The following is a 13880-nucleotide window of genomic DNA, read 5'->3' as shown; positions in this document are numbered from 1 at the left end:
TTTTAAACAAAAAAAGAATAGGGTTTAATAATAAAGCCATAATAAAAACATGGAATTATATAGATGAATCTTAAATATATACCCAAGGCTTCACTTGCAACTTTCATGTTGATTGCCTTGTCAGGCTGCATAACTGTCAAAGCTCCTCAAACGACCACCGAAAAATTATTTTATGACGGCTCTATTTTGACGATGGAGGGAATGCAGCCTAAATATGCTGAAGCCTTGTTGGTGAGAGATGGAAAAATTGTATTTGTTGGCTCGAAACAGCAAGCCGAACGGTTGGCAAATGCCCAAGTTCAATATATTAATCTAAACAATAAAACCTTATTGCCGAGTTTTATTGATGCGCATAGCCACGTGAATATGGTGGGTTTTCATCAAATGGTGGCGAACTTGTATCCGATGCCTGATGGTTCAGTTTCGGATATTAACTCACTTGTAAACGTAATGAATACGTGGAAAACACAAAATCCAACAGTGATTAAGACGATGGGCGGTTGGATTCTAGGCAATGGTTATGATGATGCACAATTGTCCGAACAACGCCATCCTACCGCAACTGATTTAGATCGTGTGTCCAAAGATCAGCCTGTGATGATTTTGCATCAATCAGGGCATTTGGCTTCTGTGAATCATAAGGCATTAGAATTACTGAATTTTAATCAAAATACACCAAATCCAGAAGGCGGTGTTATTCGTCGTGAAGCCAATTCAAATATTCCAAATGGAGTCTTAGAAGAATCGGCTTTATTTACGGCGATTGGTTCAATTTTTAAAGATGTGCCGCCGCAAGTGATGTTTCAGATTGCACAAAAAGGTATTGATGCCTATGTGAAAAATGGTTTTACCACGGTGCAAGAAGGGCGTGCAGATCAGGGCACAACGGAGATGTGGCATGCTTTAGCCAAACAAAATCAATTGCCAATTGATGTGGTTTCTTATCCCGATATTACCACCAGTCAAGAGTACATGCTCAAGCAAGGAAGTCGTCGCCAATATGATCATCATTTCCGTATCGGTGGCGTTAAAATCAGTTTAGATGGTTCACCACAAGGCAAAACCGCTTGGCTCACACAGCCGTATTTAGTTCCACCTGAAGGTAAAGACAAAAGCTATAAGGGCTATCCTGCGATTAAAGATAATCAACAGGTCAATCAATATATTAATTTAGCCTTTAAACAGGGGTGGCAAGTACTTGCACATGCCAATGGCGATGCGGCAATTGATCAATTTATTGGGGCTGTGAAAGATGCCACAGCAAAACAAGGCAAAGCAGATCGTAGAAGTGTGTTAATTCATTCTCAAACCATTCGCGATGATCAACTCGATCAACTGAAAGCCTTAGATATTATTCCATCTTTCTTCTCCTTACATACCTTTTATTGGGGCGATTGGCATCGCCAACAAACCTTAGGAGAGGTGAGAGCAGCACGTATTTCACCGACGGCAACGGCTTTGAAAAAGCAGCTTATTTTTACAGAGCACCATGATGCACCTGTTGTGCCACCGAACAGTTTGATGATGTTAGATGCGACGGTGAATCGAGTGACACGCAGTGATGATGTACTGGGTGCAGATGAGCGCATAAGTCCCTATTTGGCATTAAAGTCGATGACCGATTGGGCCGCCTATCAATATTTTGAAGACCAGCACAAGGGAACGTTAACTCAAGGAAAATTGGCTGATTTAGTGATCTTAGATCAAAATCCGCTTACGATTCCAAGCCGAGAGATCAAAAATATTCAGGTATTGGCGACTTATAAAGAAGGGAATCTGATTTATCAGAAATTAGGGAAGTAGATAAACCAATAAAAAACCAGCCTAATCAGGCTGGTTTTTTACTCAGAAGTTAGAGTTTAGGCTTAGATATCATCTAAGTTAATCCCTAAACGTGTAGCAACTTCTTCATAAGCTTCAACCACACCACCTAAACCTTGGCGGAAACGGTCTTTGTCTAATTTTTTCTTGGTATCTTTATCCCATAAACGGCAACCGTCTGGAGAGAACTCATCTCCTAATACGATACGATCGTGGAAAACACCGAATTCAAGTTTGAAATCAACCAGAATCATATTACCTGCATCGAATAATGCTTTAAGCACGTCATTCACTTGGTAAGTGAGTTCTTTCATCTTTTCAAGTTGAGCAGCATTTGCCCAACCTAAAGCGATTGCTTGAGATTCATTGACCATTGGGTCGCCAAGCGCATCGTCTTTGAAAAATAATTCAAATGTTGGAGGCGTTAACTCTTTGCCTTCTTCAACGCCTAAACGACGGCATAAAGAACCTGCTGCGTAGTTACGAATCACACATTCCACAGGAATCATTTGAAGTTTTTTAACAAGCACTTCAGTTGGAGAAAGCAACTTTTCAAAATGCGTTTCGATACCCGCTTCAGCTAGTTTTTCCATGATGAAGGCATTAAAACGGTTGTTCACCTTGCCTTTACGATCTAATTGCTCAATTTTTTCGCCATTGAATGCTGATGCATCATCACGAAAGACTAAAATTAGGTGATCGGCATTATCTGTTTCATATACAGATTTTGCTTTACCAGTATAGAGCAAGGTTTGTTTTAACATGGGGGAACCTTTTGAAAAGTATGCCTAGTAAACGACTAGGCTGGCCAATTTTGGTAAATCTGGGTTAACACTTCGGTTGCAATAGCAGGGTCTGCAAAAGTGGTGTCAAGTTTGAATAGTGCAACAGTATTGCTTGAACCTACAGCTGATAGCTTGAGTAAGTAATTTTGCTCACCCACTTTAATCGTTGCTTCATAGCCATTTTCTGCTTGAGAAACAACCTTATAGTTCAGACTACTTAATGTTGCAAAAGTATATTGCCAAGCACTTGCTGTTGGGCCTTCAACTTTGAGTAATGGATTTTTATTTCCATCAGTCACGAGTTGTGGACGCCCCACACTTGTCGCATTTGCAGTGCTATTTGCCGAATTTTGCATTTCCTTTGGACGAGGTAATGCATAACGATTGCCACTTTCATTCTCAAGCTTTGGCGCATGCTCAATTGCAAGTGGGTCAACCGTAGGAGCAGGATACAATGGTGTAAATGGTCTTACCGTTGCACCCTCTGGAAATTTGAGTGGTTCAAGGGCTTGAGCTTTTTTATAATCTAAAGAATGATTATTGAGGGCAAAACGACCACAACCAGCCAAACTCAAAGCTGAAATGACTAGGACAACACCAAGACGTAATTGCATCATAAATTGCTCGTATTAAATAATTCCCGCAACTTTTAAATTAGTGCGGAGCGGTTCACGATATTGTTCTGCTAGAGTGGTTAATGGTAAGCGTACGCCAGTACCAATTGATCCCATCTCGTGCAATGCCCATTTCACAGGAATTGGGTTTGATTCGCAAAACAAAATATTGTGTAGATTTGCAATTTGTTGATTCAAGCTTTGTGCTTTTGCTTTATCTCCAGCCAATGCCGCTTCACAAATGTCGCTCATTTGCTTTGGTGCGACGTTCGCAGTTACAGAAATATTGCCTTTCGCGCCAAGTAGGATCAGCTCCCAAGCGGTCTCATCATCACCAGAGTAAACTGCGATTTTACCATTTAAACCTTCGATGAGTGCTTGACCACGAGGTACATCGCCTGTTGCATCTTTTACACCAACAATGTTTTTAATATCTGCAAGACGAATCACGGTTTCGTTTTGCATATCGACACCAGTACGACCTGGTACATTATAAAGAATTTGTGGAATATCAACTGCTTCAGCAATTGCTTTGTAGTGTTGATATAAGCCTTCTTGTGTTGGTTTATTATAATATGGCGTCACGAGTAGTGCAGCGTCAGCACCTAACTCTTTCGCAGCTTTGGTCAACTCAATCGCTTCACGCGTTGAGTTTGCACCTGTACCCGCGATAATCGGAATACGTTTATTCGCTACACGAATCACTTCTCTGATGACTTGTGTGTGTTCTTCCATGCTTAACGTAGACGCTTCGCCCGTTGTGCCGACAGCAACAATACTATGTGTACCTTGTTGGATGTGCCACTCAACGAGCTTCTCAAGACTCTTCCAATCTACGCCGCCATCTTCAAACATAGGGGTGACGATTGCGACAATTGAGCCTTGAATATTCTGTGCTAGCTGAGTCATTTTAAAAAAATATCCTATTTTCCCATCCGGATTTGAAGTGAGTGAAACGAAATATTGGATGGTTGCAGTATTTTGGTTCGTCATTCAACAACTTGATTGGGTTGAATGACAATTATGCAAATTATGACTGATCGGAGGCATAAGAACAATATGCTTTGGTCAAACTGTGGAAAACTTTAATTCATCTTCGTATTGAATATTTTTAGCTCGATAAAAATTGAAACATACCTAGTCAGATGATAATGAGCAGGGTATTGTAAAAATAGAAGATTTAGACTGGGTCATCACATGCGAAAACAAGCAAATCATGTCGCATTAATTGTTGTTGATGTACAAAATGGGTTTACACCAGGTGGAAATTTGGCAGTTGCGGGGGCAGATCAAATTATTCCAGTCATTAATCAACTTACAAGAAAGTTTGAATATGTCGTGCTGACGCAGGATTGGCACCCTGAGCAACATATTTCCTTTGCGGACAATCACGAAAATAAAGTGCCATTTGAAACCATTGAATTGCCGTATGGAACACAAGTGTTATGGCCGAAACATTGTGTTCAAGGCAGTCACGATGCGGAATTTCACCCTGAATTAAATATTTCGGCTGCACAACTGATTATTCGTAAAGGTTTTCATCCCGATATTGATAGTTATTCTGCATTTATGGAAGCAGATCGTAAAACCCCAACGGGGCTGAAAGGATATTTAAAAGAACATCAAATTGATACGGTGTATATCGTGGGAATCGCCACAGATTTCTGTGTCGCATGGACTGCATTAGACGCAGCACAAATGGGTTTTAAAACCTATGTGATTGAAGATGCTTGTAAAGCGATTGATTTAAATGATTCTTTGCAACATGCTTGGCAAATCATGCGCGAACAAGGCATTGATCGGATTCAATCCTCTGCGATTTTGTCCTAAACTTGTGATGCCTGATCTAAAAGCCTTAAACTTTTAAATTCTGGTGAGTGTTGATCGCGATTTGAATTATTTAAAAGACTACAACTGAGCGTTTTATGACTGAAGAACTAGACGATTTTGATCAAAAAATTATCCATCATTTACAGATGAATGGACGTTTGGCTAATCAAGAGTTGGCAGAGTTAGTGGGGTTATCAACCTCTCAATGTTCACGCCGTCGAATTCAGCTTGAACAAAAGAAAATTATTACGGGCTATTATGCGCAAATTGCTTTGAGTGCAGATCCAACACCGATCATGGGCATTATTGAAGTGAAATTGCAGAATTATAATGATGCAACTCATGACCGCTTTATTGAATTTCTTTTAAATGAGCCTGCAGTGAAGGATATTCATAAACTCACGGGGAGTTATGATTTTGCGCTGAAGGTCGCAGTCAAAAATTTGGATGAAATGGTCAAACTGATCGGAATTCTATCATCCAATAACTTTGGGGTGAGTAATCTGAATACCTCGATTGTTCTAGAAAAATTAAAAGAAAATGGTATTGCGATTAAATAACAAGATTTTGCTACACGAGAATGATATTCAAAATAATGCGGTTGATGTGCATGAGTAAAGCTCATTTCAAATCAGTTATTTTGAATATAAATTGTATTTATGGGTAATAAATAATAATAAATTGCGAAATATAAATAAAAATGCTCAAATATCCCATATCTTTCATTGAAAGAATGCTCCCTCTGCTGTTGTTTCCCTATTGAGTTTATCGCTATGAATACCGATCAGAATGTATCTATGGTCATGCCTGTGATTGATCGACACTCTAAGATTGAAGATGGACTGGCGATGTTGATCGGAACATTCATTTTATCTTTTGCGATGACGCTATTGCAGCAAGCAGGCATTATGACAGGTGGAACGGCTGGCTTATCGTTGTTGATTCACTATATTACGGACTTGAAGTTCGGTATTTTATTTTTCTTGATCAATATTCCGTTTTATTATTTTGCTTATCAAAAAATGGGCATGGCATTGGTAATTAAAACCTTTATTGCCGTTGCATTGTTGGCAGGTTTTACCGAAATCATCCCTCATTTCTTTCATTTATCCAGTGTAAATCCGATTTATGCCACCATTTTTGCAAATGTTCTGATGGGCGTGAGTTTTCTGATTCTCTTTCGGCATCGTTCCAGTTTAGGGGGCGTTAATTTGCTCGCGCTTTATTTGCAAGAGCGATTTAAGATTCCAGCAGGAAAAGTACAGATGGCGATAGATGTGGTGATCTTATTAACTTCTTTATTCTTTGTGGATTGGCAGTTGATTCTAGTTTCGATTTTAGGGGCTATTATTTTGAATTCAATCATTTTGCTCAATCATAAAAGCAGTCGATATGTGGCTTAAAATTTTATGATTAGATGGCAATAAGAAAGGAGGGCTAACCTGTGGTTAAGTAATAAAGTTTCATCCTAAAATCAACACAAGTTATTGATTTTAGGTTTTCAGCAAGATTCTTACGAAAAATAAAGTTTCATCCTATATTATAAATTCTTCTCGTATTTCAAAAAGTAGATGTAATAAAGTTTCATCCTTTAATATTTGCTATACGATAGTACCTACATCTCTAAAGTGTATTGCCATACTCGCCGCAATCCAACACTTGTTTCTCTTTTATATGATATACACATGGGTAAGATAATATTTATCATTCCATTCTGGCTTTGATGTTGTCCCTCTTTCCACCAATAATAAGCATGACCAATTACTTGTGCTTTCGTCGAGAGAGGACAAAGATAAATATTATGTTTTAAATTTTGTTCTCTGTGATGAATTATAGCTACAATTCTTTGAATTTGCTTAGCTGTTGAAAATGGATCATTTGCTGGTGCAAAGAATTTCCGAGTAGTTAAATCGTTCTCCTTTATTGGTATAATATTACTCGATCTAAAAGCACTCTGTTGAAACATATCAGCACTTAAAGAGGGAAAACCATACAAAGGATAAAAAGTGGCACTTTCATAATCATTAACAACTTGTGACATTAAATCATGATCAAAACCAATAGACATTATTAATGAGTCTTTAGCATTTGTTGTGATTGTAATAGCAGTTCCATCTAAAGCTTTGACTTTAAGAGCCGAGATACTGAAGTGAGTATTTTCGTTCTCAATATATTGTATTGGTTCAGAATAAAGTACACTAATTTTTTTACATCCCAGATACCCTAGAGTAATTATTAATAGAGCTAAAACATTTCTCATAAAACCTGTACTATCAATACAAATTTTAATGTTTTCTATATCTGTAATGTTTATTGAGGATAATAAAGAGCTAACTTGATCTTGTTCACCAAATTCTATAGGTTTAATTGTGCTTGTTGCATGAAATTCTGTCAGTTCTTCATCTGAAAATTGGTATTCTGGATGGATTAGCCAATATTTTTGGGAGCTATTAATTTTGTCAAAAACTTCTTTTACTCTATCACTTGCATTGAATGCAGATATAAAGATATCGAAAGGAGTCGAGTTAATTGGATTATTTTCTACTGGTAGTAATTCCCGATAGAAAATATCGTAATCAATAATACTCAAAATGGTAACTTCCCTTGTTCTGGTAGCTTAGCAGTAGATCCAACATTTTGCTTAATATTCGTATCTAGTTGATCTATATGTATAGTATTCCATTTCCGTTTAACTCTGTTCAGATGCTCATCAAAGCTTGTATTCTCAGGGTCAAAAATAGCATTTAGAATATCAGCATTTAGAGTGAGATCTCCACGATATACTACAGGTAAATTCCATAAAGGTGATAGCATAGGGTTGAGTTTGATAAGTTTGTGTAATTGTTTTGAATTCCTGTCTGATCTTTGATCAGGCATTTCTTGGATTAAAGAGAATTCTACAGCAAGATTGTAGACTTCTTTTGCTTCTCTATTTAAGTCTTCATCCTTAAAGCTTGCTGCAAGAGGAGAGATCTCAGGAATGTTTAATGCATATCTTGCTGTAGCTAAATAGGCAGCGAATTTAAACATTGCTTTTTTTGCCTTGTCACTTAAAGAACCGTAATTAGAATCTTCTTCAGCAAAATATTTAGCAGCTTGATTAATTGCTTTTGTTTGAGTCTCAATATCAATACTATCTTGAGAATAAAAGCTTTTTCCTTCAAAAGATAACAACTCATATATTTTATTTAATATATTTAATACATTTCTTGGATTTCCAGATGACATTTTGAAAATTGTTTCAAAACCTGCATATGGGATATTTGTCTTATATCTCGCATCCAAGCATATCTGTGCAAATAGATCATACTTGTAGTGATTGAATGACGTTGCATATTTCCCAGTTCGGCGCTGTTCTTTTTCTCTATATATTAAGCTTTCAGAATGAATCTGCTGGGCTATTTCTAAGAAATTAGTACTATTTTTACGTTCTTTACAAAATCTTAAAATATTAAGTTTTTTTAGAATAAGCTCATCTATATCATCACAAAGTACAGAAAAAGTGGAATCAGCATATTGACGAAAATCACTAGGAAAACTTCTAATAAAATTTTCTTTTGTTAACTTTAGAATTTTATTAATAGGAAGATCCAAAGTACGTATTGCTTCTTGTAGTAGGCCACTTGTATCTAATGAATCAAATAATTGATTCGCATTAATTTTGACATGAATATTTGGATTGTTATAAAGACGATTTACTATAAAATTATTTATAAAGTGTTTAGTATCTTGGCTCATAAGTATTTCATCTAAATTTATCTTTAGAAACTCATGGCCACTTAGGTTACTCTCATTTACACCAGTTATTGTGTTGGTTCTTACCCCATTTGGTCTAGTTGCAATTCTAAAGGATACAAATGAATTCGCCATTCTTACAAAATCATTAAATATACTTTGATAGTTACTTTCTAAATTTTCAAATTCATCAATAAGGAAAACTAAAGGAAAATTTGTTAAAGAAGTTGACCATATATTTATTGCAGGTTTAATAAAGCTAAATAAATTATTTATTAATAATATTGATTCAAAAAGCTCAACTTTTTTTATAAAAATAAATTTATTTAAGTTTCTATCAATTAAAACCCTATGTTCAAAAATCCAAACTCGTAAACTATCTAGATCTTGGATTGAATTTAAAGAATCATGACCAATGTTTCTACGAATTTCAGCTAGAAAATCTTCGTCATTATGAGCTAAATCAGCTGTGGTATTTTTAATATCAATTAGACATTCGACCACTGCTTCAAACAAGGTTAATTCTACATATGCTTGAAATATTATTTGTTTTAAGTTTTCAGGTAAAGAATCAAATTTAGAAGCCCCAAAGTGATTACATCTATAAAAAATAGTAAGTGCACCGAGTTGCTCTAAGACTTCTACACCCGTTAAGTCATCCTGTCGTTGTCTAGTAACGAGATATGAATAATATCTAAGAATATGAGTTTTACCTGATCCCTTTCCTCCGAAAATATATTTTGGTGTTGCACCTGATAAATCTAAAATAGAGGACTTAATATCATACTCAAAATCAACCCATAAGTGATTTATTTGTTCATCCGTGTATTCCGCTGCGCGAAGAGAACCAAAAGGGTTTACAGAATTCATAATTGCCTCAAGCATATATTTTGCTGTATCTAGCAAAAACTGGTGTCCAATAAACTGGGTGTTTTGCCCAAAATATTGGCAAAGTATTGTCAGGGGTGTTATATGAAAATCCAATCATCAATTGGCAATTTTTATAGCCTAATTTATGTGGTTCCTCAAAGCCCAAATATGTTGAATAAACCTGACAGAATTTTTTAAGTTTTCTACGACTAGGTTTTCTCAGTGACTTAAAATTTCTAGATTTCTTGCTGAATATCTTATAGGAATCATCTAAATGAAATAAGCAATGAGCATTCCCATTGAACATTTCAACGGTATTTAGGGCTTCTAGTCCAGCAGTTGTAGCAAAAAGACACATAAATTGGAGCTTGATTGAAGGATTAGTGGCTCGAATTTGTATCAAACGATCTTTTAAATAGTCCGTTATTTGGGTACCTGATGCAACTAAATCGTCAAAAAAAATATACCTGTTTATTAAAGTTGATTGTGGATGGAGTTCATTTGAAATTTGATCCTTATAAAATGCTCCATAGAAGTCAGAAAATCTTTCTTTTGATAAGTCATTCATTTGTCTAAAAAAATAAAGCAAATGTGCTCCGCTCTCAGAAGGATTTCCAGCACCAATAAAGAGAGTTTTGTTGATCTCTTGAATTAATAAACTGTTGATTAAATTAATATCAGTGGTATCCCCATTTGCTTTACGTATTTCTTGTTTTAAGGGGATAATAAATTGCTCTTCATAGCAAGCCTTAAGCATCTCTCTAATAGTTGAATTACCAAAATAGATAAAGTGTGTAAGTAAATGGAGGGCTAATAGGTATTCTTCCTCTTTTGGGAAGCAGCGACCAGTAAAATTAGTAAGCCATTGCTCAATTTCAGGCCATTTCTTATCATAATCCCAAGCATGAGAGCTGAGTTTCATGAGCTGGTTTTTATAGGCTTCTAATTTAGGTTGAAAGTCAGGTCTCAACATATCTTCCTTTAAAAATTAAAAATATCCATAGTTGCTACAGTCTGATTACATGTAATAAGTAAAACTCATGGAATACGTACTTCTATTTTTCAAAAACTAGAACCGTTTCACGAGAAATTACAGATGCTGTTCGATTCCGTTTGGTCATTAAACCTCGTGATTTAATGTCATCAATTAAAATTAATTTGAGTTTTAGATGATGTTTTTGGAAACATTCAATGATGAATCTGTCATTTCTCAGAGTTTCACCACAAACTTGATTATTACCAAGTACAAATATAACACGCCCATTAGGTGCCGTCACTCGGGAAATTTCATCAACAACTTGAGACATTTCAATTAGATATTTTTGAGTAATCTGAGCTCTTACTTCATTTTTAAGAGCAATTTTTTTTAAGAGCTGAACATAATCTTGAGGTAGATTACTTTCTTCTAAGCATAAAGGTGTCTTTTTTAGATGTTCTCTCCCAATTGATTTTTCTTCTAAAGAGCGAAGTTCTTTGGGAGAAGCAAGTTCTAACCAGTTTAGAGATAGACTAGATGCTCTGACATACTTTTGTGCACTTCCATAAGGTGGAGATGTAATGACTAAAGGCACAGAGTTATCTGGCATTGGTATTGAGCCATTAGGATTGGTAAATAATGACCTTGCATCAATACCAACTTGTTTAGCAGTGAAACGATTTGGATATTTATTATTTGTTTCTATTACTCGCTCAATGTTAGCATCCACAATAATATTAAATTCTTGAATAATATTAGCACTTTTAATCCAATCCAGCCTTTTATTAATTCGTGCATTTATTGTAGGGGAAAACTTCTCTTTAGTTTTTAGGCGAACTGGAACACTAATCGCAGGATCAGCGAAACTAACTTTTTTAGTAAGAGAAGAGAAACAAATTTTAAAAAAAGCTTTCTCTTCCTGATCCACTACTTCTTCAATAGTTCTTAATAAAATTTCTAACCGTTTTTTATGTTCTGGTAGATACCATAAATCAGGATTTACTATATCTATTGTAGGTGCGACTTTATACCTTATATATTTATAAGATATTTTTTCCTTGATTCGTATCAATTTCTCTATGCAATAGGGAGTGGTTTTTACTTTTGTCAATAATAGTGCTAAAGGATTTGCATCAGCAACTAGAGGTAAAAATCCATGTATAGAGGCTTCCAGAGCTACAGTTCCTGATCCACAAAAAGGGTCAAGTACCAATTTTTGTGTAAGATTTTTATGAGCTTTAAGAAAAAAATATGCAATATGAGGTAATAGCTTAGCTGGGTATGGGTGAATTTGATGAGTTAATTGATCGCCTGCTCTTAACCAATGGATCAGTTTTCTAAAATCAATGTCTATAGGAGTTTGATTTTTATGATACTCATCCATCATTTGAGATAAGGTTTCTTGCAGGTATTGATCTAATAAATCTTCCTTTTTTGTGGAGTCTAGTGCATAACTACTTAAAGCCATGAGATTTGAATTGAGATCGCCCATTATGCAAAATTGAATTCCATGAAAATTAAGGAAAATTAGAAAACTAAGAGCAGCTTAAATTAATAAAAGATTTTCATCAAGCTTAATCCTTAAAAAAGGATAATACCCTAAAAGATATGCCCTAATTTGAGTCAGAAATCCTTAGGATAAGGACAGCAAAGTTTCTTCTAGTCGTATTCGCCAATTTTTAAATTCTTCATCAGATTCAGCCATTTCGGCTAGATTTCTTGGATGATTAAAGGTTTTCCTTATCCCTATATCCAGTAACGACTTGGCTGTCGGCCAACGTAAAGAGCGCTTAACGACTTGTTTCCGAAAAGTTGGAAAATGTGAGTTCCATGAGTCTGTATCTGAGATTTTGACAATCAGTGTAGAAAGAGGCTTCAGATTATCGCTGGTATCTATTTCCAGAATGACAAATTTTTTGCTTTGAAAGCTAAGCTGGACTTCAATAATACACCTCGGATTACCATCATGAGTTCTATGTAACTTAGAACGATTGACCGCAGGCAACTTATGTACATGAATGATGGGCTGAATACGATGTTGTGATGCAAATTGTTCAATCATGACTTTGAATGCTTCAAACCTTTTCATGAAAAATTCAAGATCATCACTTTCATCCTGAACATTTTCAAATTCCCCACGACCAATTTCACCAAAGATCGTAGTTTCACCTGTACTCACACCATGATCGGGTAGAATTTCAACATCATTATTCTGATTCGGTATACCTTTTTTACCTGAACGTTTAAGTGTCGCCTTTTTTGTTTCATAAGGACTGGCAAGGAACATAGCAATTTTTGGAGATTCAATCTTGATAATTTTCCGATCACTATCTGCCTCTTTTTCATCATCAATGGTTGGATCATCATTGGCAGAGGTACGTCCTCCAGAACTTCCACCTGTTTTTTCATAACTATTTTTTACGGTAAAGTTTGGATTACAAAAAATCACTTCATTAGAAATATCAGTTGGTAAATTAGCAATCCCAATGATCTCATTCACATAATATTGTTCATTTTTTTCACTGAAGTAAACTTTCATTGTAATTTCAGCACCTCTTAGTGAGGGAGGTGCAAAAATAAAATTCCAAAAAGTTTGTGTTTTAGTTCTAAATTGTTCACTTAAAAAATGTTTGGAAATACTCTCATAAGATGCTCGTGCCTCAGTATCCAGTAATATCCATGAAAGTAGACGGCGCATACCGACATTATCATATTGATAGGATGGGAAGCCACAAAACTCATGGACGTGAATAGTCGTTTGATGTTCTTCAGGCACAATATAATATTCTGCTGTCAGTTTTCCTTGTGTTAAAGCTGCACGAGATAGATAGGCATTATGGAAGAATAAGACCCGAGCCAGTTCAATGTGTGGTAAATGAATTTGAATATTTTTATATGTTTCTTCTAAGTCACTCACAATATGGCTAAATAGATATTGTCCTGATTTACTTGTGGTTATCTGCCAATTTTTAAAGTCATCAATTTTGATGGTGATGATGGATTCATTGTAGAGTGGAATCTCTTTGGTCTGGTTAAATCGTCTATTTTTGGCCAATAATGGCATATTAGAAAAGCGAGCGTGTTTTATCATATATTTTTGATAATCAGCCGAGTTTGTATAATGGTTTTCCAAACCAATATTAATATTCCAGTTTACCTGTTTGTTCTCTTTAAAAATAGAACCCAGAAAGGTAATTCTGGAATTTTCTGGAAAATTCTTAATTTTCAATATTGTTCTCCAAAATTTAA

At 35.6% G+C, this 13880-nt stretch carries 12 protein-coding genes; 4 read left to right on the top strand and 8 right to left on the bottom strand.

Annotated features, from left to right (window positions below):
- Positions 1-63 precede the first annotated feature (63 nt).
- A complete protein-coding gene (locus C502_RS0110340; protein WP_018678753.1) occupies positions 64-1803 on the top strand; it encodes an amidohydrolase in 1740 nt (579 codons plus the stop codon).
- A 62-nt stretch (positions 1804-1865) separates the two neighbouring features.
- On the opposite strand, the gene purC is transcribed toward C502_RS0110340, so the two are convergent.
- Genes purC through dapA form a run of 3 tightly spaced genes read right to left on the bottom strand, consistent with a single transcriptional unit; the run spans position 1866 to position 4129 of the window.
- Complete coding sequence (gene purC, locus C502_RS0110335; RefSeq protein ID WP_018678752.1) at positions 1866-2585, bottom strand: phosphoribosylaminoimidazolesuccinocarboxamide synthase; 720 nt, start codon at positions 2583-2585, stop codon at positions 1866-1868.
- A gap of 35 nt (positions 2586-2620) precedes the next feature.
- A complete protein-coding gene (locus C502_RS0110330; protein WP_026315781.1) occupies positions 2621-3223 on the bottom strand; it encodes a hypothetical protein in 603 nt (200 codons plus the stop codon).
- Between the two features lie 12 nt (positions 3224-3235).
- Entirely contained in the window at positions 3236-4129 is an 894-nt protein-coding gene (gene dapA, locus C502_RS0110325; protein WP_018678750.1) for a 4-hydroxy-tetrahydrodipicolinate synthase, read from the bottom strand.
- Positions 4130-4417: 288 nt separating this feature from the next.
- Between dapA and pncA the strand changes: the two genes are divergently transcribed.
- From pncA to C502_RS0110310, 3 genes are all read left to right on the top strand, one after another.
- Entirely contained in the window at positions 4418-5050 is a 633-nt protein-coding gene (gene pncA, locus C502_RS0110320; protein WP_018678749.1) for a bifunctional nicotinamidase/pyrazinamidase, read from the top strand.
- Between the two features lie 95 nt (positions 5051-5145).
- A complete protein-coding gene (locus C502_RS0110315; protein WP_018678748.1) occupies positions 5146-5610 on the top strand; it encodes an Lrp/AsnC family transcriptional regulator in 465 nt (154 codons plus the stop codon).
- A 213-nt stretch (positions 5611-5823) separates the two neighbouring features.
- Positions 5824-6453: a YitT family protein gene (locus tag C502_RS0110310; RefSeq protein ID WP_018678747.1), complete on the top strand. Its 630-nt coding sequence runs from the start codon at positions 5824-5826 to the stop codon at positions 6451-6453.
- 212 nt (positions 6454-6665) lie between these two features.
- On the opposite strand, the gene C502_RS0110305 is transcribed toward C502_RS0110310, so the two are convergent.
- From C502_RS0110305 to C502_RS0110285, 5 genes are all read right to left on the bottom strand, one after another.
- The gene (locus C502_RS0110305; protein WP_018678746.1) at positions 6666-7640 is read right to left on the bottom strand and encodes a hypothetical protein; all 975 of its coding nucleotides are present in this window, start codon (positions 7638-7640) and stop codon (positions 6666-6668) included.
- Positions 7637-9691 (bottom strand): ORC-CDC6 family AAA ATPase, encoded by a 2055-nt coding sequence (locus C502_RS0110300; protein ID WP_154650415.1) that lies wholly within the window; start codon positions 9689-9691, stop codon positions 7637-7639. The genes C502_RS0110305 and C502_RS0110300 overlap by 4 nt, the downstream gene beginning before the upstream one ends.
- Entirely contained in the window at positions 9663-10625 is a 963-nt protein-coding gene (locus tag C502_RS0110295) for a phosphoribosyltransferase-like protein (RefSeq protein WP_409360633.1), read from the bottom strand. The genes C502_RS0110300 and C502_RS0110295 overlap by 29 nt, the downstream gene beginning before the upstream one ends.
- An 85-nt stretch (positions 10626-10710) precedes the next feature.
- Positions 10711-12099: a TRM11 family methyltransferase gene (locus tag C502_RS0110290; protein WP_228129333.1), complete on the bottom strand. Its 1389-nt coding sequence runs from the start codon at positions 12097-12099 to the stop codon at positions 10711-10713.
- A gap of 165 nt (positions 12100-12264) precedes the next feature.
- Complete coding sequence (locus C502_RS0110285; RefSeq protein ID WP_026315779.1) at positions 12265-13863, bottom strand: Tn7-like element transposition protein TnsE; 1599 nt, start codon at positions 13861-13863, stop codon at positions 12265-12267.
- Between the last annotated feature and the right edge of the window lie 17 nt (positions 13864-13880).

Origin of the sequence: Acinetobacter tjernbergiae DSM 14971 = CIP 107465 (assembly GCF_000374425.1) — a bacterium.
Lineage (GTDB): Bacteria > Pseudomonadota > Gammaproteobacteria > Pseudomonadales > Moraxellaceae > Acinetobacter > Acinetobacter tjernbergiae.
The sequence above is the reverse complement of the archived record's forward strand: the minus strand, read 5'-3'. Positions and strand labels throughout refer to the sequence as shown.